Origin of the sequence: Collinsella tanakaei, from assembly GCF_030373545.1 — a bacterium.
Taxonomy (GTDB): Bacteria; Actinomycetota; Coriobacteriia; order Coriobacteriales; family Coriobacteriaceae; genus Collinsella; species Collinsella tanakaei_C.
This window is the reverse complement of record NZ_JAUDCO010000004.1, coordinates 114,854-137,794: the sequence shown is the minus strand read 5'-3', so window position 1 is coordinate 137,794 and position 22,941 is coordinate 114,854. Positions and strand designations below refer to the sequence as shown.

16 protein-coding genes are annotated in these 22,941 nt (G+C 64.5%); 2 read left to right on the top strand and 14 right to left on the bottom strand.

What is annotated here, in order from left to right; genetic code table 11:
• Window positions 1-43: 43 nt before the first annotated feature.
• The 8 genes from QUW00_RS04695 to QUW00_RS04660 all read right to left on the bottom strand — a co-directional run bounded on the left by QUW00_RS04695 (window position 44) and on the right by QUW00_RS04660 (window position 10,569).
• Window positions 44-727 carry an NYN domain-containing protein gene (locus QUW00_RS04695; protein ID WP_289613235.1) on the bottom strand — a complete coding sequence of 228 codons (684 nt, stop codon included), beginning with the start codon at window positions 725-727 and terminating at the stop codon, window positions 44-46.
• A gap of 43 nt (window positions 728-770) precedes the next feature.
• Complete coding sequence (rlmB, locus tag QUW00_RS04690; protein ID WP_289613234.1) at window positions 771-1,670, bottom strand: 23S rRNA (guanosine(2251)-2'-O)-methyltransferase RlmB; 900 nt, start codon at window positions 1,668-1,670, stop codon at window positions 771-773.
• 266 nt (window positions 1,671-1,936) lie between these two features.
• Entirely contained in the window at window positions 1,937-3,406 is a 1,470-nt protein-coding gene (gene cysS, locus QUW00_RS04685; RefSeq protein ID WP_289613233.1) for a cysteine--tRNA ligase, read from the bottom strand.
• A gap of 253 nt (window positions 3,407-3,659) precedes the next feature.
• Window positions 3,660-4,151: a 2-C-methyl-D-erythritol 2,4-cyclodiphosphate synthase gene (ispF, locus tag QUW00_RS04680; protein WP_289613232.1), complete on the bottom strand. Its 492-nt coding sequence runs from the start codon at window positions 4,149-4,151 to the stop codon at window positions 3,660-3,662.
• Between the two features lie 346 nt (window positions 4,152-4,497).
• Window positions 4,498-5,199, bottom strand: a complete 702-nt coding sequence (gene ispD / locus QUW00_RS04675) for a 2-C-methyl-D-erythritol 4-phosphate cytidylyltransferase (RefSeq protein WP_289613231.1) — start codon at window positions 5,197-5,199, stop codon at window positions 4,498-4,500.
• 2 nt (window positions 5,200-5,201) lie between these two features.
• On the bottom strand, window positions 5,202-6,239 hold the full coding sequence (gene disA / locus QUW00_RS04670) for a DNA integrity scanning diadenylate cyclase DisA (RefSeq protein WP_436232155.1): 1,038 nt from the start codon (window positions 6,237-6,239) through the stop codon (window positions 5,202-5,204).
• A gap of 620 nt (window positions 6,240-6,859) precedes the next feature.
• Window positions 6,860-9,487 carry an ATP-dependent Clp protease ATP-binding subunit gene (locus QUW00_RS04665; protein WP_289613229.1) on the bottom strand — a complete coding sequence of 876 codons (2,628 nt, stop codon included), beginning with the start codon at window positions 9,485-9,487 and terminating at the stop codon, window positions 6,860-6,862.
• A gap of 161 nt (window positions 9,488-9,648) precedes the next feature.
• Window positions 9,649-10,569: a ribokinase gene (locus tag QUW00_RS04660; protein ID WP_289613228.1), complete on the bottom strand. Its 921-nt coding sequence runs from the start codon at window positions 10,567-10,569 to the stop codon at window positions 9,649-9,651.
• 214 nt (window positions 10,570-10,783) lie between these two features.
• Here QUW00_RS04660 and QUW00_RS04655 point away from each other — a divergent pair, with 214 nt between their 5' ends.
• On the top strand, window positions 10,784-15,244 hold the full coding sequence (locus QUW00_RS04655; protein ID WP_289613227.1) for an acyl-CoA dehydratase activase: 4,461 nt from the start codon (window positions 10,784-10,786) through the stop codon (window positions 15,242-15,244).
• Window positions 15,245-15,427: 183 nt separating this feature from the next.
• On the opposite strand, the gene QUW00_RS04650 is transcribed toward QUW00_RS04655, so the two are convergent.
• Window positions 15,428-15,931 carry a DUF2798 domain-containing protein gene (locus QUW00_RS04650; RefSeq protein ID WP_289613226.1) on the bottom strand — a complete coding sequence of 168 codons (504 nt, stop codon included), beginning with the start codon at window positions 15,929-15,931 and terminating at the stop codon, window positions 15,428-15,430.
• A gap of 289 nt (window positions 15,932-16,220) precedes the next feature.
• On the opposite strand from QUW00_RS04650, the gene QUW00_RS04645 reads away from it, so the two are divergent.
• Complete coding sequence (locus QUW00_RS04645) at window positions 16,221-16,535, top strand: hypothetical protein (RefSeq protein WP_289613225.1); 315 nt, start codon at window positions 16,221-16,223, stop codon at window positions 16,533-16,535.
• A gap of 287 nt (window positions 16,536-16,822) precedes the next feature.
• On the opposite strand, the gene QUW00_RS04640 is transcribed toward QUW00_RS04645, so the two are convergent.
• The 5 genes from QUW00_RS04640 to QUW00_RS04620 form a co-directional block, all read right to left on the bottom strand.
• Window positions 16,823-18,076 carry an MFS transporter gene (locus QUW00_RS04640; RefSeq protein ID WP_289613224.1) on the bottom strand — a complete coding sequence of 418 codons (1,254 nt, stop codon included), beginning with the start codon at window positions 18,074-18,076 and terminating at the stop codon, window positions 16,823-16,825.
• A gap of 265 nt (window positions 18,077-18,341) precedes the next feature.
• Window positions 18,342-19,709, bottom strand: coding sequence for a citrate:proton symporter (locus QUW00_RS04635; RefSeq protein ID WP_289613223.1), 1,368 nt, complete (start codon window positions 19,707-19,709; stop codon window positions 18,342-18,344).
• Window positions 19,710-19,916: 207 nt separating this feature from the next.
• Entirely contained in the window at window positions 19,917-20,537 is a 621-nt protein-coding gene (gene ttdB / locus QUW00_RS04630; protein WP_289613222.1) for a L(+)-tartrate dehydratase subunit beta, read from the bottom strand.
• The gene (ttdA, locus tag QUW00_RS04625; RefSeq protein WP_289613221.1) at window positions 20,534-21,433 is read right to left on the bottom strand and encodes a L(+)-tartrate dehydratase subunit alpha; all 900 of its coding nucleotides are present in this window, start codon (window positions 21,431-21,433) and stop codon (window positions 20,534-20,536) included. Before ttdA ends, ttdB begins: the two co-directional genes overlap by 4 nt.
• A gap of 425 nt (window positions 21,434-21,858) precedes the next feature.
• A complete protein-coding gene (locus QUW00_RS04620; protein WP_289613220.1) occupies window positions 21,859-22,938 on the bottom strand; it encodes a helix-turn-helix transcriptional regulator in 1,080 nt (359 codons plus the stop codon).
• Window positions 22,939-22,941 lie beyond the last annotated feature (3 nt).

Here is a 22,941-nt window from a genome sequence, read left to right as displayed (position 1 = left end):
CTGCAAGACGCCGCACGCGCGTCGCCTCTCTATATATGTAGGGCTATGCGTTGCGAAGTGACTCGAGCTTGGCCAGGCTCTCGGGCGACAGGCGGCTGCCGAGCGTCATCTTGACCTGCGGGGCCTCTTCCGCCTCCGCCACATCGGCGTCGACCTGCCGAATCTCGTCCACGAACATCCGCGCCGAGATGCGCGCCACGCCCTTCCCCATCACGGTCGCCTGGATCGTGCCGTCGCTCGTGACCACGGTGCAGGCGCGCCCGGCCTCACGCGCCTCAGTGCATAGGCGCTGCACGACGGTGTCCGCCGATACGCCCGTCGGCGAGAACTCGATGCGCACGCCCGCCTGAGGCAGGTTAGGGCGGTCGGCAGAGACGTTGCCCGCCCCGTCGAACACGATAACGGGCTCGTAACGCCCCTGCGCGAAGGCCGCGACGTCGGCAATCAGCGAGGTGCGGGCGCGATCGTACACGTCGCCGGAGTACGGATCATCCGAGTGATCAAAGATGAGCCGCTCGTAGCGCGGCGTCGCATGGATCACGTTGTAGCCGTCGACCACCAGCAGCTCGCGCTGGCCGCTCACGTTGGAGCCGCGCGGGACGTCCGGCGTGGAGAACGCGGCGGAAAACGCGTTGCCCACTCCGTAGGTGCTCGCGTCGACGAATTTCTGCGCGGAGCCCTCGCCAAAGCGCTTCGCTTTGGACTTGGCCCGGTTCTTCTTGGTCATCTCATCCTCTCGCGTGAAAGTGCGTCCGACGACACTTCACGTCCTAAATCGCATCGTAGTTGCGGCGCATCCACTCAAAGCACAGGGCGGTCGCCGCCTGGGCGACATTCAGGCTCTCGATCTCGCCGCGCTGCGGCAGCTTGGTCAAAAAGTCGCACTTCTCGAGCACGAGGCGCGAGATGCCGTCGCCCTCCGAACCCATGACGAGCGCGATGCGACCCTGCATCGGGGCGTCCCAGCACACCTGCTCGGCGTGCTCCGAGGCGCCGCAGGCCCAGAAGCCGGCTTCTTTGAGATCCTCGAGGGCACGCGCGATGTTGGGAACCTGCGCGATGGGCAGGTGCATGACCGCGCCGGCGCTCGTCTTGAAGGTGGCCACGGTCACCTCGGCGGCGCGCTTGGACGCGATGACGACGCCCGCCGCGCCCACGACCTCGGCCGAGCGCACGATGGCACCGAAGTTGCCGGCGTCGGTCACGTGATCGAGCACGACCACGAGGGCAGGGCCATCTCCAGCGCGGGCGATGATGTCAGCGAGATCGGCATACGGATAGGCACCGACCTCGAGCGCTATGCCCTGGTGCGCACCATGGCTCGAGATGGCCTCGAGCTGATCGCGCCCCACGAACTGCACGGGGATGTTCGCCGCGTAGAGCGCCTCGACCAGCTGGTTGAGCGTCACGTCCTTGGACGCGCCCTCGCCCACGAGCGCCCGCTTGATCGGAAAGCCCGTGCGCAGGGCCTCGGCCGCCGCGCGACGTCCCTCGATGAAGTTGCCCGCGGGACGGGGCGCCGCCTGCTGCGCGCGCGACTGCACAGTGCGCGCGTCGCGACTAGGGCGCTTCTGGTCGCCCTTGGGTCCGCGTGCCTGATTTGGCCTGCCGGTGCGGGACTGGCTCGACCTTGCGGTGGGGTGGCCCTGGTTCTTCCGTCTCTCTGCCATGGAGTCTCTTTCTCTCGTTGCCGCACCCAGTATAGCGTGAGCGGTTCGATGAGCCTGCGAGAGGAGACACGTTGAGGTAGGTGAAGTTACATCAGACGTTTTTCCCACATGCCTACGTTGAATTGTGCAACAGCTGTTGCACAATTACCCATTCACTTCGCACATAAACCTAGATGTGCATACTCGGCATGCAAAAAGCCGCCCTTCCTGCTGGAACGGCGGCTCGTCTCGTGCTCTACCTGTGCAATGTAAAAAAATCCCTAGGGTTATTTTACGTGTTTGATGCGGGAGCCGGCGGCGGTGTCCTCGATCATGAGGCCCATGTCGCGCAGCTGATCGCGGATGGCGTCGGCCACGTCCCAGTTCTTGGCGGCACGTGCCTCGGCGCGAGCAGCGAGGATGCGCTCGGCGGCCTCGTTCACGTCGTCGCCCGTGTAGGCGCACAGGCCCGCGGCCACGCCGAGCAGCCCGACCGGCAGCTCCTCCTCGGGCTCCGGCAGCTCGATGCCCAGAACCGCGAACGCGCCGGCGATGCTCGCGGCGGCACCGGCAACAACGTCCGTATCGACCGCCGAACCGGCCTGGTCGAGATACGTGTTCGCCTCGGTCACCAGCTGGAAGTACGCAGCCACCGCGCCCGCCGTGTTGAAGTCGTCGTTCATCTGCGCCTCGAACTCGGCCTTCGCCGCATCGACGGCAGCGTCGAGCTTCGCCGCGAGCTCGGCATCCGGCTCGCCCTCGGCATGCGAGACAGCCCAGCGCAGGTTCTGCACCGTGCCGGCGATGCGGGCGAGCGAGTTCTCGGCGCCCTCGAGGCGCTCCCAGGAGAAATCGAGCGGCGAGCGGTAGTGCGTCTGCAGCATGAGCAGGCGAAGTGCCGCCGCGGAATGCTTCTCGAGCACCTCCTCCAGCGTGAAGAAGTTGCCGAGCGACTTGCTCATTTTCTCGCCGTCGACGAGCAGCATGCCCGTGTGCATCCAGGTGTTGGCGAAGCCCTCGTGCCAGGCGCAGGTTGCCTGCGCGCACTCGTTCTCGTGATGCGGGAAGGCCAGGTCGGAGCCGCCGCCGTGGATATCGATCGGCGTGCCCAGATAGCGATGGACCATCGCCGCGCACTCGGTGTGCCAACCGGGACGGCCCTTGCCCCACGGCGAGTTCCACATGGGCTCGCCGGGCTTGGCCGCCTTCCACAGGGCGAAGTCGAGCGGGTCGTTCTTGTCCTCGTTCTCCTCGATGCGCGCGCCCACCATGAGGTCGTCGATCTTGCGGCCGGAGACCTCGCCGTAGGCAGGGTCACTGCGCACCGCGAAGTACACGTCGCCGTTGTCGGCCGCATAGGCGTGACCCTGCTCGATGAGCGTCTTGATCATGCCAATCATGGGGCCGATCTCCTTGGTCGCGCGCGGACGCACATCGGGGTCCATGACGTTGGCCTTGTGCATGACGGCGATGAACTTGTCGGAGAACTCGGTCGCCACTTCCTCGGCCGTACGGCCCTGCTCGTTGGCGCGGTTGATGATCTTGTCGTCCACGTCGGTGAGGTTCTGCGCGAACGTGACCTCGTAGCCGGAGGCGATCAGCCAGCGGCGAATCACGTCGAAGCTGATGAACGTGCGCGCGTTGCCAATGTGGATGTTGTCGTAGACGGTGGGGCCGCACACGTACATGCGGACCTTGCCCTCCTTGATGGGCTGGAAGTCTTCCTTCTTGTGCGTGCTGCTGTTGTAGATCTTCATGGCTGGAACCCTTCTGGGGAGGTCTGCTGGATTCGCCCGGCGCTCGGGCAGTCCTGACTCGCGACGAAGGCGCCGATGGCGCCTTCTGCTCGTGCGGAACTCGCGGCGGGCGAATCCAGCAGACCTCCTTGCATGTCGAATCAATAAAGGCGACTAATCCCCGCCCTCCTCGATGAACCTTGCGGCCCATCGAGGAGGGCAGCTCCTTGGCGGAGAGGAAGATGGGGAATTCAGCGGAGCTAAATTCCCAGTACTAGATACATCGTGTGAGGAGGCAGACGGCCCAGGCGCCGATGCCCTCGCCTTGGCCTTCCCAGCCGAGCTGCTCGGTGGTGGTGGCCTTCACGCCGATCTGCTCGACGTCCACGCCGAGTGCGCGGGCCAGGTTGGCGCGCATGGCATCGCGATGCGGGGTAATCTTGGGCGCCTGCGCAGCGATCGTGCAGTCGGCGTCCACGAGCTCAAAGCCCAGCTTACGAGCGAACGCCATCGTGCGCTCGAGCAGCACGAGCGAGTCCGCGCCCTCGTAGGCAGGGTCGGTATCGGGGAACAGCTTACCGATGTCGCCTCCACGGCAAGCGCCGAGGATGGCGTCGGCAAGCGCGTGCGCGAGCACGTCGGCATCCGAATGGCCAAGCAGGCCCTTCTCGTACGGGATGTCAACGCCACCGATGATGCAGCGTCGTCCTTCGACGAGTCGGTGCACGTCGTACCCATGTCCTATACGCAATGCGGGCAGCTGCATGAGGAGCCTCTCTTACTCGCGAATCTCAAACCAGCATCATAGCATGCACCGCGCACGGCACCCGGCGGGCACGGACCCGAAAAGGCAGCGAAACACCCGGAAGAAACCGACGCGAGGACACCGAAGCGCTCTCTACGAGCGCCCTGAAGGCCCACTGTTCGCGAAGTGAGTGCTTCATTTTAGAAACGCCCGATATACCGGGGACCAGTTTGGTCAAACTCGCAGGTACATGAATTGCTACTGGCACGGTATACAAACGGTTTCCCAAACGACACACTCACTTCGCGCACATCGCCAGCAAGCGAGCAAGCAAGACGCGTGCGCAGACGGAAAACGCGCCGAAACCCTATCCGCGCGCCCGCAGCATAGCCTCGATGGGGACCAGATCCTCCGGCAGCGTCACCTTAAGGTTGTCGCGCGGGGCCTCCACCACACGGACGCGCCCGCCGGCTCGCTCCACGAGTGAAGAGTCATCGGTCCCGGCAAATCCCTGTTCGTCGGCAACCTCGTAGGCGCGTCGCAGAGCGTCCGCGGTAAACACCTGCGGGGTCTGGACCGTCCAGAAGCGCGCGCGATCGGGCGTCTGCACGACCATGCCGTCCTCGACAACCTTGAGCGTATCGACCGAGGGCTGGCCGCACACCGCGCCGTCGAGCGCAGGGTCGTCGCGCAGCGCCGCTACAGCGCACTCGATGGTCTCGGCGGAGATCAGCGGACGGGCACCGTCGTGCACAGCGACGTAGCGCATCGAATCCGGCGTGGCATGAAGCCCGGCGCGCGTCGAATCCTGTCTGGTCTCGCCTGCCGGTGCGAACACCACGGGCGTCGTGAACCCAAACGGCTCGACGGCAAGGCTCCGCACGCGCTCGGTGCGCTCAACCGGGCAGACCACCACGATGACACCCACGCTCGGCGCGCGGTCAAACGCCTCGAGGCACCAGGACATGAGCGGTCGGCCCGCCACTTCCATGAGCTGCTTGCCGTCCGGATTGCCGAAGCGCGTTCCGCTGCCGCCGGCAACGATGACGGCGCTGACGTCGGCAGGCATGATTACGCGCCCTCGCGCTTGCCCTGCATGCGGGCGAGAGAGTCGGCCAGGATGGCGGGGTTGTTGACGCCGAAATCGCCCAGGCGCTCGGGATCCTTCTGGATGTCGCCCATGAGCTCCTGCAGCGAGCCATATTCGTCCACGATCTTCTCGGCCACACCGTCGCGCACGACCGACACGCGCGACAGCGTGCGCAGGCCGAGCGGCGTCATGATGGAGTCCTCGTCCAGATCGTCGTAGCCAAGCACGCGGGCGACGCGCGTGGGGCTCGAGAGCTCCTCGGGCGTCATCTCGCTGAAGCGCGCGCGGATATTGCGCGCGTTCTCCTCGGAGGAGTCGCTGGCGTAGTCGCGGATCATCAGGTCGTACTCGGTGTCCATGCTCGCACCGGCGAGCTGCTCCATCTGCATCTGGACGAGCTTGCCTTGGTTGCCCAGCTTGACGATGCAGCTCTTGAGCTCGGTTTTCGCCTGCTGCATGATCTCGAAGCTCGAGAAGATGTCGGTGATGTCCGCCAGGGTGACGTAGTCGTCAAGCTCGAGGGCGGTCAGGCGGACAAGCGAGCGGTCGAGGGTGCTGCGCGTGGTCTGCAGCGTGGCGATGAGCTGGTTGACCGAGCCCATGATCATCGAGACGGGCTGGAGCTCGTAGGCCTTGCCCTTCACGTACACGTTCACCACGGAGCGGCGCGACGAGACCGAGATCATGATGGCGTCGGTGAGCACGCTCATGCGGGCAGCGGTACGGTGGCGCATGCCGGTCTCGTTGGTCGCGAGCGACGAATCGGGGTTGAGGTGGAAGTTCGCGCGCAGGATGTGCGACAGGTCCTCGTCGATCACCACTGCGCCGTCCATCTTGGAGAGCTCGAAGAGGCGGTTGGAGGTAAACGAGATATTGAGCGGGAAGCCGTCGTTGCCGGCGGCGAGCACGTTCTCGGTGTCGCCCACGCAGATGAGCGCGCCGAGGTGCCCGGCGATGATCATATCCAGGGCGGTTCGGATGGGCTGCCCCGGGGCGGTCAGCCGGATCGCCTGGTCCATGCGCTTTTGAATCTCGTTCTTATCCAACGTGCTGCTCCATCTGCCTCGTCGTCCCAGTCATGGTTGTATTGTCTCATGGACCACTGGCCGCTATTCAGACGATTTGAAACTCAAAGAAAAACTGACGTTGAGCTAACAGCATATTGATACAAGGCTGCCGAGCGGCACTTGGCTCCTGAGGACCCCGTGACCGTCGTCCGGCGCACGCGGGCGCCCATCGGAATCCGAAACACCCACCGCGACAAGATGGTGCCGGGCGCAAACTTGTCGCAAAAGCGCCTGGCAAGGATGCTTGAAGCCCCATACCCCCGTTTACGGTTCGGTTTTACGGAGGGGCGTCGGATAGACGAGCCTCATGTCTCGACAAAACAGCAGGTGACGAAGTTGCGACTTTCGCGCCTACTCGACTGGCCCCACAAAAACTGAACCGTAAACGGGGGTTCTGCTCACAGCGAGCAACGCGCGCGATAAGTTTGTCCCCGGCACCGTTTTGTCGCGACAAGATGGCGCCGGGGACAAACTCGTCGCACGCATCAAATTGTGCAAACCTGCAGCAAAGCAACGGGCCGGATGCGTGCTTGCATTCGGCCCGTTCAAAGACTGCGCTTGAAACCCGAAACTTAGTGCGCACCCGATGCCGTCTGGGCAACACCGCCCGGACCGGCACCGGTCAGGGCAGGGGCTCCGCCGGCGTTGCGCGGCGCGGGCTCAAACGAGGCACCGAGCGTCCCCTTGGCGCGCGGTGCGGGAATCTCGCCCGTGCCGTGGCTGAACACGAAATGGCCGTCGGCAACATCGGCAAGCACCGTATCGCCTGCGTTCCACTCCCCTGCCAGCAGCTCCTCGGACAGCGGGTCCTCGATCAGGCGCTGGATGGCACGGCGCAGCGGGCGGGCGCCGTTGGTCAGATCGGTTCCTTCGGCCACGATCTTGGCGAGCGCGGCATCGGTCAGCACGATGTTCATGCCGTTGGCGATCAGGCGCTGGCGCAGGTCGTCCACCAGCAGCTGGGCGATCTTCTCCAGCGACTCGCCCGTGAGCTTGCTGAAGACCACGATGTCGTCCACGCGGTTCAGGAACTCGGGGCGGAACAGGCGCTTGAGCTCGCCCATGGCGCGCGTGCGGATCTCGTCGGTCGAAAGGCCCGCCTCGCCGGTGGTGCCGAAGCCCACGCTGGAGTTCTGTGCGATCTCGCGTGCACCGACGTTGGAGGTCATGATGACCACGGTGTTGCGGAAGTCGACCGTCTTGCCCTGGCCGTCGGTCAGGCGGCCCTCATCGAGCACCTGCAGCAGGATGTTGAAGATATCGGGATGCGCCTTCTCGATCTCGTCGAACAGCACCACCGAATACGGATGACGGCGCACGGCCTTGGTGAGCTGGCCGCCCTCCTCGTGGCCCACATAGCCCGGAGGCGAACCGATGAGCTTGGAGACCTCGTACTCGCTGGAGAACTCGGACATGTCGAAGCTGATGAGCGCGTCCTTGCTGCCGAACAGGTACTCGGCGAGCGTCTTGGCGAGCTCGGTCTTGCCCGTGCCGGTGGGACCCAGGAAGATGAACGAGCCGCCGGGACGACGCGGGTCTTTGAGCGGCGAGCGCGAGCGACGGATGGCCTTGGCCACGGCGCGCACGGCCTCGTCCTGGCCGATAATGCGGGTCTTGAGCACATCCTCGCAGGCGAGCAGGCGGCGCGACTCGTCCTCGGTGAGTGAGGAGACCGGCACGCCGGAGGCGACCGACACGATATCGGCGATCTGCGGCACGTCGATGGTGAGCGGGCTCGCCTCCATCTCGGCGTTCCACGCGGCGCGCGCCTCGGACAGCTCGATCTCGGCGGCATGCTGCTGCTCGGTGAGCTCGGCGGCGCGGTTCATGTCGTCCTCGCCGGTCGCCTGCTCCACGGCAGCCTTGAGCTCGGCCACGTGCTGCTCGGCGGCGCGCACGGGCTCAGGCGCGCGGTTCGCGGCGATGCGCGCGCGGGCTCCCGCCTCGTCGATGAGGTCGATAGCCTTGTCGGGCAGGAAGCGGTCCTGGATGTAGCGCGACGACAGGTTGACGGACGCCTCGACGGCCTCCGGCGTGTAGCGCACGTGATGATGCTCCTCGTAGCGGGGCAGCAGCGCGTTTAGGATCTTGATGGTGTCCTCGATGCTCGGTTCCTCGATGTCGATGGACTGGAACCGGCGCTCGAAAGCGGGGTCCTTCTGCAGGTGCTTGCGGAACTCCTCGGCGGTCGTGGCGCCGATGATCTGGAACGCCCCACGGGCAAGCACCGGCTTGAGCATGGAGCTCGCGTCGATGGAGCCCTCGGCGGAACCGGCGCCGATCAGCGTGTGCATCTCGTCGATGAACAGAATGATGTCGTCGGCTTCGGTCGCCTCGGAGATGACGTTTTTCAGGCGCTCCTCGAACTCGCCGCGGTACTTGGCACCGGCGACAAGGCCGGGCAGGTCGAGCGACCAGATGTTCATGTTGAGCAGGTTCTCGGGCACGTCGTTCTCGGCGATCTTCTGCGCCAGGCCCTCGACGATAGCCGTCTTGCCCACGCCGGGGTCGCCCAGGATGAGCGGATTGTTCTTGGTGCGGCGGGAGAGGATCTCCATCATGCGGGAGATCTCGCGCTCGCGCCCGATGACCGGGTCGAGCTTGCCCTCGCGCGCCTCGGCGGTGAGGTTGGTGGCGAACTGCTCGAGCGTGCTGGCGGAAGCGTCCTGCCCGCGCGAGGACTCGCCGGAGAAGAACGGCAGGCCCGCGCCGGGACGGCCCGAGGCGGATCCGGCCATGGGACGCTTGCTCCCCTGGTCCTTGGCGGTGAGCTTCTCCACGGCCCCGCGGACCGAAGCCGCCGACACGCCCAAGCGCTGGAGGATGTCCATGGCCACGCCGTCGCCCTCGTCCACGATGCCCTGAAGCAGGTGCTCGGTGGACACATAGGTCTGGTTGTTCTCGCGCGCCAAGCGGAAGCTGCGCTCCATGACGGAGATGACGCGCGGTGTGAAGGCGAGCTTGGCCGCCTCGGCGGCCTCCTCGGGCGCGGCCGTCGTGCGGATCTCGTTGAGCTGCGACAGGATGTCGTCGTAGGAAATCTCGAGCGAGCGCAGCGCCTCGGCGGCGATGCCCTCCTGCTCCTTGGCGAGCGCGAGCAGCAGATGCTCGGTGCCCACCTTAGAGGAATGCTGCGCGAGCGCCTCCTCCTTGGCGAGAGACATGACGCGGCGCGCGCGGTCGGTGAATCGATCTAACATGCGCTTACCTCTTATGTGCTCATGGGTGTCGTTGTCGTATACCGAACGACCTGTACCCTAAAGAAGAAATATCTTAACCGAAACGGCAGCATTCACGCACGAAACACACGTATCGCCGCAATCGTGGGCGACAAGTCGGTGCCAGGTGCAAACTTGTCCGCCTAGCGGCGCGCGGCTATGAGCGCGGCAACCTCATCGGCGGCGGGAACGGCCTGCTGCGCGCCGAGGCGGGCAGTGGCGAGCGCCGAGGCGCAAGTCGCCCACTCCACGGTCTCGTCGAGGGGCAGCCCGCGTGCGCTGCCCATGGCGAGCGCGCCGATGTAGGTATCGCCGGCGCCCGTCGTGTCGACGACGCGCACCGCAGGCGGCCTGGACTCGATAATCCCGCCCTCGCTCAACACGCGCGAGCCCTGTGCCCCGAGCGTGAGGGCTGCCACCTCGACGCCCCAAGAGGCCAGCTGTTCCAGCGCGCGCCTCGTGGTCACCTCGTCGCCGGGGAACACACCCGTCACGATCTCGCACTCCGTCTCGTTCAGGCAGATCGCGTCGATGACCGGCCAGACCTCGCGCGGGATCTCGACGGCGGGTGCCGGATTGAAGATGGTGTACAGCCCGCGGGCATGCGCGCAGGCGAGCGCCTCCCAGGTGGCCTCCAGATCGCATTCGAGCTGCGTCACGAACACGTCGCCGGCGGTCGCGACCTCCTCGAGCGCGACCGCGACATCATGCCCCGTGAGCACGTGGTTTGCACCGGGATCGAGCACGATGCAGTTGTCACCGCCCACCCGCGTGATGGAGGCCACACCGGTCGAAATCCCCTCGATATGGTGGATGCGCCCGCATGCGACCCCCGCCCGCTCCAGCGATGTCACAAGGGCGTCCCCGAACACATCGGCGCCCACCGCGCCGATCATGAGCGTGTCTGCCCCGAGGCGCGATGCGGCGACGGCCTGATTTGCGCCCTTGCCGCCGGGATTGAGCAGGAAGCCGCTTCCCGTGACGGTCTCGCCCATGCGCGGCTGCCGCGGACACTCGATCGTCAGGTCCATATTGAGGCTGCCGAAAACGATTACCTTGTCCATCGTCGCGCACCTGCCTTGACGTCTGCGCCCGCCACGCCCCGTGCCGGGTCATCGGTAGCATACCCTCCAGCCGACAAGTTTGTACCTGGCACCATCTTGTCGGTCAGAAATTTGTAATGTACCTAAATGTTTTTGAAAACTACTTCTAATTCGGAAGCGATTGGGTATTGTTTACAGGTCATTCAACCGTTCGTGGAAAATAGGTCCTCGCGTCATGTCCGATACCCTACTCACCGCCTGCCCGCCCCCCGCCGAACCGAGCGCTCCGATGCTGATCGGTCTCGACATCGGGTCGACGACGGTCAAGACGGTCGCGGTCGACCCCACGAGCAACACCGTGATTCACACGAGCTACGAGCGCCATCATGCCCATCAAGCAGCCTACGCCGCAGCGGCCCTTCGCGCGGTCGCGCACAAGTTTCCCGACACGCCGTTTCGCCTCGCGGTAACCGGATCGGGCGCGGCGCCTGTCGCTGAGGCATGCGGCGCCCCCTTCGTCCAGGAGGTCGTCGCCGGCGCCAAGGCCGTCTGCGCCCTGTACCCGCAGGCCCGAACCGTCATAGAGCTGGGCGGCCAGGACGCCAAGATGATCTTTCTCGCTGAGAATCCCCAAGGCGGAGCGCCTCGCGTCGACGACATGCGCATGAACGGCACGTGCGCGGGCGGCACGGGCGCGTTTATCGACGAGATCGCCTCGGTGCTGGGCGTTGCAACCGAAGACTTCGATGCGCTCGCCGCAGCTGGAACCACGGTCCACGAGATATCCGGGCGCTGCGGCGTCTTTGCCAAGACGGACATCCAGCCGCTGCTGAACCAGGGAGCCTCCAAGGAGGACATCGCCCTGTCGACGTTCCATGCCCTGGTCAAGCAGACGATCGGCGGTCTGGCGCAGGGCCTCGACATCAAAGCGCCCGTCGTCTTCCAGGGCGGCCCGCTCACCTTCAACCGCACGCTCATCCGCGTGTTCGCCGAGCGACTGGGGCTCGACCCCGACCAGGTCATCATCCCCGAGCATCCCGAGACCATCGTCGCGCGCGGAGCGGCGCTGTGGCTTGCCGGCGACACGTCTGAGGCGGGTTTGGCCGTACGCGACCTCGAAAACGTCGCGGACGCCCTCGACGCCCTGGCCGCAGCACCACGACGCCAGCATGCTGCCACGCCGGCGTTTTTCTCCTCCGACGAGGAGCGCCTCACCTTCGAGCGCGACCATGCGCTGATGCCGATCGAGGCGCCCGTGCTGCACCGCGGCGACACGCTGCCGGTATACTTGGGCATCGATGCGGGCAGCACCACGACCAAGCTCGTGCTGCTCGATATGGACGGCACGCCTATCGACTCGTTCTACTCGTCCAACCAGGGCGAACCCATCGACGTCGCCCGTGATGCTTTGGTCGAGCTGTGCGACCGCTACGCCGCACAGGGCGTGACCCTGCAGGTGCGCGCCCTCGGCACCACCGGCTACGGCGAGCAGCTGTTCGCCCGTGCCTTCGGCGCCGACTACCACACCGTCGAGACGGTCGCCCACGCCCGGGCCGCCCTCGCCTTTTGCCCCGACGCCACGTTCATCCTGGACATCGGTGGCCAGGACATGAAGGCCATGTGGGTCGACGATGGCGTCATCACCGACGTTATCGTCAACGAGGCCTGTTCGTCGGGCTGCGGATCGTTTTTGGAGAACTTCGCGCGCTCGCTGGGCATCGAGGTCGCCGACATCGCCGCGACCGCCTTCTCATCCAAAAGCCCCGCTGTGCTCGGCAGCCGCTGCACGGTGTTCATGACGAGCAGCGTGATCTCGGAGCAGCGCGACGGCAAGACGCCCGCCGACATCATGGCGGGACTCTGCCGTTCCATCATCGAGAACGTCTTCACCAAGGTCGTGCGCGTGCCCAACATGGATGCGCTCGGCGAGCACATCGTGGTGCAGGGCGGCACGTTCACGAACGACGCCGTGCTGCGCGCTTTCGAGCAACACGTCGGCCGCAGCGTGACGCGCAGCCCCTACCCCGGCCTCATGGGCGCCATCGGAGCGGCGCTGCTCGCCAAAGAGCAGCTTGAGCGACGCGGAGCCGACGCGCCGGCGGCTGATGACGGTCCGACGGCACCGGGCACCGAGGCCACGGCACCCGGCTCCTTCTTTATTGGCTTCGATGCCGTACGACGCCTGTTCTTCTCCCGCGAAGGCAACGTGACGTGCCCGTTTTGCGCCAACCACTGCGCGCGCACGATCGTGAGCTTCTCCACGGGCGAGCGCTTCGTCACCGGCAACCGCTGCTCGCGCGGCGAGGTCATCGGCGACCCGCACGACGACGAGGTCCGCAGGCGCGCAAAGCAGGCGGCAGACGCAGCGAGGCGCGTGCCCAACCTGTTCGAGGAGCGCACCCGCCTGCTGTTTGCCAAACCCGACCACGCGCAGATCCTGCCCGACCGCGGCATCCGCATCGGCATTCCCCGCGTGCTTGCCATCTGGGATTCCGCGCCGTTTTGGACGGCCCTGCTCGAGTCGCTCGGCTTCACCGTCGTGCTGTCGGGCATGAGCTCGCACCGCATGTACGAGCAGGGGCTGTCGGCCGTATGCTCCGATACCATCTGCTTCCCGGCCAAGCTCGTCCACGGGCACCTGCGCGATCTGGCCGGCAAGCACGTCGACCGCATCTTCATGCCGATCATCACCACCGTCGCGCCCGAAGGCACGGCCGAGACCGCCGAGTCCATGTGCGCGGTGGTGAAGGGCTACCCCATGGTGATCCGCTCGTCGGACAACCCGACGCAGCGCTTCGGCATCCCCTTCGACTCGCCGCTGTTCCACTGGTACACCGCCGAGGATCGTGAGCGCCAGCTCGCGCAGTACCTGGCCGCCACCTTCGATATCCCCGCCGACGCGACCCGCGCCGCCCTCGCGGAAGCCGACCGCGCGCAGCAGGCCTTTACCGACGCGCTCGAGCGCCGCGGCGCCGAGGTGCTCGAACAGGTCCAGGCGCGCGGCGGCACGGCCGTCGTGCTCGCGGCGCGCCCCTACCAGACCGACCCGCTCGTCAACCACAACCTGCCCGGCATGTTCGTGGAGCAAGGCGTCCCGGTGCTCACCGCCGACGCCGTCCCCGGCATGCGCGAGGTCGACCTCACGCGCAGCCGCCTGGACATCGCCAACAACTACCACGCGCGGATCCTGTCGTGCGCGCTCATCGCTGCGCGCACCGAGGGGCTCGAGTTCGCGCAGATCGCGAGCTTCGGCTGCGGGCATGACGCCTACCTGGCCGACGAGGCCGCCCGCCTCATGCACGAGGTCTCGGCCAAACGGCCCCTGTTGCTGAAAGTCGACGAGAGCGCAGCCGAGGGCGCCCTGCGCATCCGCGTCCGCTCGTTCTTGGAGACCACGCGCATCCGCCGCGAGCGCGGCGAGGGCGATGCCGATGAGGTCCGTGAGCTCGGCGATCCCTACCCCGTCAAGTTCACCCGCGACGAGCGCGACACCTACACGGTGCTCGTGCCCAACACCTCGCATGCTTTCTCGCGCCTCATGGCGGCAGCCTTCACCAAGCAGGGCATCAACGCCGTCTCGCTGCCGGTCGGCCGCGAGAACGCCATCCGTCTGGGCAAGCGCTACGTGCACAACGACATCTGCTTTCCCGCACAGATCGTGATCGGCGAGGTCCTCGACGCGCTCGTCAACGGCGACTACGACCTCGAGCATACGGCGGTCATGATGGCCAAGTACGTGGGCGACTGCCGTCTCACGCACTACTCCGCCCTGCTGCGCAAGGCGCTCGACGACGCCGGCTTCGCGCACGTGCCCATCATCACCAACGATCTTGCTGACGACCACGATCTGCATCCCGGCTTTAAGATGAGCCTGCTCACCGCCATGCGCATCGCCTACGGCCTGCCGATGATCGACGCGCTCGAGGAGCTGCTGCGCAAGATGCGCCCCTATGAGCTTGAGGCAGGCGCCTCCGACCGCGCGTTTGAGATTGCGCTCGACCATGTGATCGACGGCTTCAAGCGCCACGGCGTGCGCGGCGGCATCGCCGGGTTCAAGCGCGCCATCCAGGTCATGGCGGACGTGAAGATCGATCGCAGCGTGCGCCGCCCGCGCGTTTTGATTGTGGGCGAATACCTGCTCAACTTCCATCCCGGCGCCAACCGCGACATCGAGCTGTACCTGGAGCGCAACGGCTTTGAGGTCATCGAGGCCCGCATGACCGACGTCATCCGCAAGACGTACTTCTACAAGCACGCCCAGGTGCGCGAGTTCGGCATCCATAAGCCGCTTTCGCAGAAGGCAGAATGGGCGGTATCCGATGACGCCTTCGAGTTCGCTCAGGACGCGACCGACCGCATCGCCCGCCGTCACCCGCTCTATGAGCCGCCCGCGCGCATGGACGAGCTCGTGCGCGCGAGCGACGATATCGTGCACCACACGTTCGACGCCGGCGAGGGCGTACTGATTCCCGCCGAGATTCTGCACCACGCGAAGAACGGCTGCCGCGCCTTCATCATCCTGCAGCCGTTCGGGTGCCTGCCCAACCATATCGTCGGGCGCGGCATCGTGAAGAGCCTGAAGGAGCGCTATCCCGACGCGTCGATCCTGCCGCTCGATTTTGACCCCGACACCAGTCAGGCCAACATCGAGAACCGCCTGCAGATGCTCATCATGGAGGCCCGCGAACAGAGGTGACCTCCCCATCCGGTCCGGGAGCGCGAAAAGCCGGCGCCCCTGTATTTCACGCTCAGCGTCCTCGCGCTTCGCGCTGCGGAATGCTTCGCTTAGAAATACGGGGCGCCGGCTTTTCGCGCTCCCGGACCTGCGGGCACCCTGTTCGAGCACGGGCTACCGGGGGGTGTGGTAGGTAAGGGGCCTTTAGGCTGTGAGGGGCTTGGACAGGATGGTGCCTTCGGGGAAGGCTCGGCGGAAGAGATAGCGGGCGACGGGCCCGGCGATGAGCAGGTTCCAGGGTAGAGCGGCGGCGAAGTTCCAGGGGATGTTGGAAATCCATGCCGGCAGGATCATCGCGGGATCGCCCACGTGGGTGAAGGCCTCGATTGCGCCGTAAAGTGACATGAACAGCACCATCGGGAAAACCATCATGGTGCTGATCGCCAGCGTGATGGCGAGCTTGGAGCTCTTGCCCGGCACCACGAGGAAGCGGAAGGCGAACCACTTGGCGAAGCGGCTGGCAACGAGCACATCGAGTAGCATGGCCACGATGTAGGCGGGTGGGAATCCAAGCCAGGCGTCGGCAAGCGCCTGCAGGTTGAAGGTCCAGTCATGGACACGGGCAACGTTGTAGACCGACATCCAGAGCACCATGCAGAAGCACATGATGATCGTGAAGATGAGGCTTTCTCGCTTGTTGGTCGGCATGTGGCTGACAATCCTTTCTCGACGGATGCATGACGTGGCTACCCAAACGAAAAAGCCGGCGTACCGATTCGCGCGGGCACGCCAGCTTGGTATGTGTGTCGATTCGAGCAGCTGTAGGCATTACCCTAACAAGATTCCCGCGCCCTCGTAAGCGTTTTGTTTGTGGAGCACCGATCCCATTTGTCATGACAGGGCGTTCATCGAATCGTTAATAGACTGGTTGCAGCAGATACAAGCCGGTATAGTCTCAAGCGGGCGATACGCCCCCATCGATATCGAAAGGATCACCATGGACATCAAGGCAATCGCAGATCAGGTTATGGAGCACCTCGGCAACAGCCCCGAGGCCATCAAGGACATCCTCTCCGATCCCGCCGGCGCCATCGAGGGCATCACCGGCAACAAGCTCGAGGGCGCCGACCTCTCCGGCGTCATCGACCACGTCAAGGACGCCGTCATGGGCGGCGGCATCGAGCTGCCCGAGGGCCTGGACCTCGGTAACCTCGATCTGGGCAACATCGCCGAGAACCTGGGCGGCGTGCTCGAGAACTCCCCGCTCTCCGGCATCGCCGAGGGCCTGGGCGGTCTGTTCGGCAAGAAGTAGGCTGACCGCATCATTCGATGCGCACCATTCTGCCTTCATTTGAGCGCACCGGGCGCGTGACCCGAACGGGTCGACCGCGCCCGGTGCGCTTTTTGCCGGTTGCGTCGCGAAGTGTGTGTCTCAAATCGGAACCGCCGAGTAGACAGGGCGATACACATCGCAAAACCCCAGCTCAGCGAATTGCCACCTCGCCGGTATACAAAGGGTTTCCAAAACGACGCACTCACTTCGCGCATGTCCGATGTTCTCTTGCCTCTTTGGGGACATCGCTGGCGCCTTTTGGGGCATCAGCCCCTGAGTCGGGCGCTTGCCGCAAACTGCAGCAGCAGGCCAACTGCCGCTACCGCCCACAGCGCGAGATAGCCGCCCGCCGTCAGCACGGCGCCGCCGAGGGCGGAACCCACGCCGCCGCCCGCAAAGACGCCGAAACCGATAAGGCCGGTGCACAGGCCCACCTGAGACGGGTCGGCATCCATCGACAGCGTCACCAACGAGGGCTGCACCGAAATATAGCCAAATCCCAGACACGCCGCGGCCGCAAGGGCGGGAACCCACAAGCCCGAAAGCGTCGACACCATAAGGGCGCAGACCGCCAGCACGCCGGACAGCTCGCCGATCCGAATGACGCCGCCGATGCCCCGTCGCGCACCGAGCTTGCCCGCCACGGACCCTCCGAACAGGCAGCACACGCCATAAAACATCATGACGAGACCCGCTTGGGTCGAGGTCAAACCGCACACCTGGTTTAAAAACGTGCCCATGAGCCCATAGACGCCCAAAAACAGCAGGCCCGTCGAGCACGCGAGCAGATACACCGTCCGACGCGTCCCTAAAAAGATACGTATCGCCGACCGAAGAAACACCGCGACCGGGTTGCCCGCACGCACGGAGCCCGACACGACAGACGGACGCGCAGAACCGTCGCCGGACACATCGCTGCGGGACGGCTCGCGCAGACCCAGAAGCCCCAGCCACGCCAGCGCTGCCAGCACGCCGAACGTCGCAAACGCGGCGCGCCAGCCCACGACATCGGTCAGGATGCCGCCGAGCCCGGCGGAAAGTCCCTGTCCGGTGAAGGTGATTCCCATGAGGATGCCCACCGCTCCCCCGCGCTGCTCGGGTGCCACCACGTCGCTGACGAACGCCTGCGACACCGCGATGATACCCGCCGCGAAACAGCCGGTCACGATCCGCGCGACGACCAGCAGGGGCAGGCTCGGAACGACGGCGCACAGAAACGTTCCCGCGCACAGCCCCAGCACGATGATGCGCAGCAGGCGCAGCCGCCCGATGCGATCGGCGATGGATCCGCAGACCGGCTGCAGAGTGCCATAGGGCAACATATATGCCGTCAGGATGACCGTTGCTGCCACGGGCGCCACCGAGAGCGTCTGGGCAATCGCGGGCAGTGCCGGCGACACGAACCAGTTGTCGGCAGCGGACACCAACCCGCAAAACCCCAGCGTCGCCACGACGCGCAGCTGTGCCGGCGTCAATCCGGCAGCCGCGTGCCGCGAAGCTCCGTCCGTCTTGTCGTCCATATCCATGTCCCCTTTCCCCTATCAGCTTAGCGCTCTTGTGCGGCAGGGTCATCTCGCACCGCAAAGCGACCTCGCGCAGCGAAACGCATCAAGTGCAACAAGGGCCCTCACACGACAGGGGCGCGGCTGCACAACCTAATCGCTGCGCGCCGCAAAGCCAACATCGCACAGCAAGCCCCGGACAGTGATTTGCTCAAGAAGGGATTGGGGCGCCCTCAGACGCCCCATTCCCTGCGTAAGAAAAAGAGGATGCTCGGTTGTGTTCCTAGAACGGCAAGGCGCCCGTGACACCGTAGACCACAAGGTAGACCGCAAGCAAAATCAGGCCGTAATACTTGCCGTACTCCTTCATGAACTCGGCGAAGTTGAGCTTGCACTCGCCGCATAGCATATAGAGCGCAGGGATGACCGGACTCACCAATCGGAACGCCTGGCCCGCCATCGAAGCGACAGCAGCCTGCGTGGCGGTGATGCCAAACTGGGCCATGACGTCCTTCATGACCGACGCGATACCGAAATAGAACGCATCCTGCGGCAGGAAGCAGATGGCGGGCGTCGCGATAACGGCATAGATGGGCGCCATATGGCTCGAAAGCTGCGTCGGGATGACGCTGGCGATGAAATTCGCCAGCGCGGTCGCCATGCCGGAGCCCGTCAGCACGCCGGAGAACACGCCCGCACCGAGCGTGATCACCGCGGTCGGCAGCACGTCGGCGGCGAGGTCCTCGAGACGCTGCGAGCTCTCATCGACGTTCGGGTAGTTCGCCACGAGCGCGATGGCGGAGGCGAGCATGAAGATGGTCGAGCCGTGGATCTCACCCTGGATGAGCAGGACGACGGCGATAAGCGTGAGCACGAGATTGAACACGAACAGTTTCGGGCGCTTGAGCTCGATATCCTTGTCGCGCACGGCGGCGATCATACGGTCGAGCTGCTCGGGCGAGACGGATTTGGCGTCATCCGGCGACCAGCCAAGACGCTTGCGCTCCTTGCGGCCGATGAAATACGTGATGGCGATAACGGTGATCTGCGCGGCGATAAGACCGGGCAGGAGCGCGGCGAACAGCTCGTTGACCTCGATGCCCTGTGCGGTCGCCGCGGCGATGGTCGGACCGCCCCACGGGAGCTGATTCCAGATGCCGATGGGCGCCACGATGATGATGGCCAGGTAGATCAACTTGAGACCCAGCTGCTTGTACAGGTTGATGAACGCCGAGACGCAGATGATGATCGTCGTCGTGGTGTCGCCGTTAAACGCAACGACCGACGAGACCATGACGGTGGACATGAGCACCTTGAGCGGGTCGCCCTTGGCCATCTTGATGAAGAACGCGGCAACGGGATCGAACAGGCCGACGCCGAGCATGAGGTCGAAATACAGAATCGAGAACAGAATCGTCAGGCCGGGCGAAATGACACCCATCGACGTGCTCTGCGTCTCGTAGTTAACCGTGTAGAATACGCCTTCCTTGATCCAGGTAAACAGGTCGGAGAAGCTCGCGCCGGTGACAAACATCGCGATGACGCCAAAGACGAGCGGGACCAAGGTGAGCGCGTTAAAGACCGAGAGCTTCTTCATGGACAGCAGCACGATGAAGCACACGATCATCGCAAGAGCCAAAACGGTCAGCAAGGGGGAAGCACCTCCTAAAGCAAAGAACTATTGCATTGTCGAAACGAAGGAAATCCGTCCAAACCGAGACGTCACCTTAAGAAAGAGAAGGGCGCGGCGAAATAAAGACGCATGGATCGCCGCGCCCAGCAAAGAAGTGGGCGCTGCCCGTCCGCACACGGGTATCTTCAGCGCGAGAAGGGAAGGTGGGTCACCAGAAAAGACGTGCTACTTGATAAAGTGCACCTTGTCGTACAGATCGTCGAGCACGTCTTCCTTGCGCTCGTTGTACGTAACCTTGTTCTGCTCGAACAGGTTGTTGCCCTCGGCGTCGATGGAGACGATCAGCGGGCCGAGCTCGTTCACGCGGCAGGTCCACAGGGTCTCGGGCATGCCGAGCTCGCGCCAGTTGGCATCCTCGATCTCCTCGACCTCGGTGGCGGCGAGCACCGCGCAGCCCGCGGGGAACACGCAGTGGATGGCGGGGCCGATCTTGCAGCCTGCCTCGGTGTTGGGGCCCATACCGCCCTTGCCGACGATGACCTTGACGCCGGTCTGCTCGATGAACTCCTTCTCGAACTTCTCCATGCGCATGGAGGTGGTGGGGCCGAGCGAGATCATCTCGTGCGTCTCGGTACCGTCCTCGTTCTTCGTGCTGCGCACGATGGGGCCGGCGTGGAAGATAGCACCTCCGTCAAGGTCGATGGGCAGTTCGCGGCCGAGCTCGATGAGGCGACGGTGCGCGACGTCGCGGCAGGTGGTGATGTGGCCGGTCAGATAGACGACGTCACCGACGTGGATGTCCTTCAGATCTTCGGCGGAAACCGGTGTGTGGAGTACCTTTTTCACAGCTCAACCCCCTTGTGAGTAAGCAGCTCGTAGTTGAGATCGGAATCGATCACGATGGTGCCGCGGCGATGCGACCAGCAGCCCACGTTCACCGCGCAGGACAGGACGGACGGATGGCGCGCGGAGTTCTCGATGTGCACATCCATCACCGAAGCGGAGCCGCCCAGGCCCTGCGGGCCGAACCCGACCTTATCGATGGCGTCGATGAGCTCCTCCTCAAGCTGCGCGGCCAGCGGATTGCCGTTGCGGCTGCCCACCGGGCGCATGAGCGCGAGCTTGGACATGTAGGCCGCGGAATCGATTGAGGTGCCGATGCCGATGCCGACCATGAGCGGCGGGCAGGCGTTCAGACCGTAGGAGGTCATGAGGTCGAGCACGAACTTCACGACCGCCTCGTAACCCTCGCCCGGCATGAAGGTCTTGCCGGAACCGGGCAGCGAGCAACCGCCGCCCGCCATGTACACGTGGATCTTGACCTTGTCATCGCCCGGGACGATATCCCAGTACAGCCACGGGGACTTGGTGCCGACGTTGGTGTAGGTGTTCTTCTCATCGAAGGTCTCGACGGTGTTGTGGCGCAGCGGGGCCTTCTGCGTGGCGCGGAACACCGCCTCCTTGAGCACGTCGGCAAGTTCGTCGATGTAGGGGAACTTGCTGCCCACGCTCACGAACATCTGGATGAGGCCCGTGTCCTGGCACGACGGACGGTTGAGCTCCCACGCCTTTTCCTGGTTGGCGGCCATGGTCTTGTAGATCATCTGCGCCATGGGATTCGTCTCGTGCTCGCTCAGCTCCTTGAGCTTCGCCGTGACGTCGTCGGGCAGACGCTTGCCCACCAGACTGGTGAAGTCGGCGACGATGTTCGCCAGCCGCTCCAAGCTCTCGTTGTTCTCCACCTGCTCTACCTCCCTTATCTGGATGGGATTTGATTGCCCGCATGCCGTGACCTGCAGGTTATCTGCTGTCGTCGGGTTTTTTCGGGCTTCGACGATTTGAAGATTACGGCGTGGAGAAGCGAGGTTCCTTCCAATTGTGCAGGCGCTCTCCCGTCACGGCGATGCGCCGGGCGAACGGCGCGACACCACGACGCAGCACCCTGGATATAAAGGGCACCTTTCGACGCAAAGCATCATCTAGCTGCGATTATTCGGTATTATTGTCGATGAGGGCGGGAGATTCGACATGCACGGGAGCTAAAGATGTGCCGCATGTCGATTCTTTGGAAAACAGAATTCCCCGTACGTCAGGCGACACGCGGCGAACGGTCGACAAGCGCCGGTAAGCGGAGATGCACGATGGGGGCTAGAATGTCGGCGACCGTTCAGTGCGTTGTAAGCTCGGCGGCAATCGCCGTCGCCTGCTCGAGCGAGGAGCGCATCTCCTCGAGCGAACGCCGCAAATCGTCCAACGCCTTGTCATCGAAGGGAGTCGTTTTCCGCGCAACGGCCGCGGCGTCCCCATCCGATCGCCCGGCGATGTATCCCGCCAGCTTCATGCCGACGTATTCATCATCGGCGGAGACGAATACCTGTTTGAAGACCGTATCGGTCGCTCGATTGTCAGCGGACAGCAACCCGCGGTATTCCGTAGGCGACTTCCCGAAGGTCTTTTTAAACGCGGCATTGAACGCCTTGAGGTCAGCGAATCCATACTCGGCGGCGATATCGCTCACACGCGCATCGCTCGAGCTCAACGCCGCAGTCGCCGCCGCCAGGCGCACGCGCGTGAGGTAATCCGAGAAATTGATGCCGAGTTTGTCCTTGAACAATTGGGAGATGTAGCTCGTGTTGTAGCCGGTTTTGCGTGCAAGATCGGCCAAGGTGACGCGACGGCGATAGTTCCTCTCGATATAAGCGACCAACTTGTTGACCACGTCGTTGCCACCATGGTCGATCCGGAACGTATCGGCGTCTTCGCGCCCGGACCCCTCCGGAACGATCGCCGACATCAGACGATAGAACGATGCGTCGTAGTGCAGGCGCGATGCGGGGTCGCTTCGAGCGCTCAGCACCATCATCTGCGCCAGACACCGACGGATGGTCGCCAAACGCGGGTCGGATCGCCGCGCGGGATCGGACACGAGCCGCAGCGACACCATCTCATCGGTACCGAAATACCCACGGAAGAACGCAGGGTCGATATGAAGGACCATGGCGGTGTTGTCCTGCCCCAAGCCGAGCGTCGCATGGCCCTCGTTGGGGTTGATGAGGATCATGTCGTCCTCGTCGAGCACGTAGCGCGCGCCGCTCGCACACAGCTCGACCGAGCCCTTCACGACCACGAGCAGCTCAAAGTCGGCGTGCCAGTTGTAGTGGTACGAACCGATGCGATACACGTAGTGCTCGAGCCTGAGATTCGCATTCGCGTTCTCGTAGCGATAATGAAGCTGACCGTCCTGCATGTC

Bases quoted from the DNA above. Each gene is read 5' to 3' on its own strand.
- QUW00_RS04695 (WP_289613235.1), bottom strand. From the start codon at position 727: ATGACCAAGAAGAACCGGGCCAAGTCCAAAGCGAAGCGCTTTGGCGAG.
- rlmB (WP_289613234.1), bottom strand. From the start codon at position 1,670: ATGGCAGAGAGACGGAAGAACCAGGGCCACCCCACCGCAAGGTCGAGC.
- cysS (WP_289613233.1), bottom strand. From the start codon at position 3,406: ATGAAGATCTACAACAGCAGCACGCACAAGAAGGAAGACTTCCAGCCC.
- ispF (WP_289613232.1), bottom strand. From the start codon at position 4,151: ATGCAGCTGCCCGCATTGCGTATAGGACATGGGTACGACGTGCACCGA.
- ispD (WP_289613231.1), bottom strand. From the start codon at position 5,199: ATGCCTGCCGACGTCAGCGCCGTCATCGTTGCCGGCGGCAGCGGAACG.
- disA (WP_436232155.1), bottom strand. From the start codon at position 6,239: ATGGACCAGGCGATCCGGCTGACCGCCCCGGGGCAGCCCATCCGAACC.
- QUW00_RS04665 (WP_289613229.1), bottom strand. From the start codon at position 9,487: ATGTTAGATCGATTCACCGACCGCGCGCGCCGCGTCATGTCTCTCGCC.
- QUW00_RS04660 (WP_289613228.1), bottom strand. From the start codon at position 10,569: ATGGACAAGGTAATCGTTTTCGGCAGCCTCAATATGGACCTGACGATC.
- QUW00_RS04655 (WP_289613227.1), top strand. From the start codon at position 10,784: ATGTCCGATACCCTACTCACCGCCTGCCCGCCCCCCGCCGAACCGAGC.
- QUW00_RS04650 (WP_289613226.1), bottom strand. From the start codon at position 15,931: ATGCCGACCAACAAGCGAGAAAGCCTCATCTTCACGATCATCATGTGC.
- QUW00_RS04645 (WP_289613225.1), top strand. From the start codon at position 16,221: ATGGACATCAAGGCAATCGCAGATCAGGTTATGGAGCACCTCGGCAAC.
- QUW00_RS04640 (WP_289613224.1), bottom strand. From the start codon at position 18,076: ATGGACGACAAGACGGACGGAGCTTCGCGGCACGCGGCTGCCGGATTG.
- QUW00_RS04620 (WP_289613220.1), bottom strand. From the start codon at position 22,938: ATGCAGGACGGTCAGCTTCATTATCGCTACGAGAACGCGAATGCGAAT.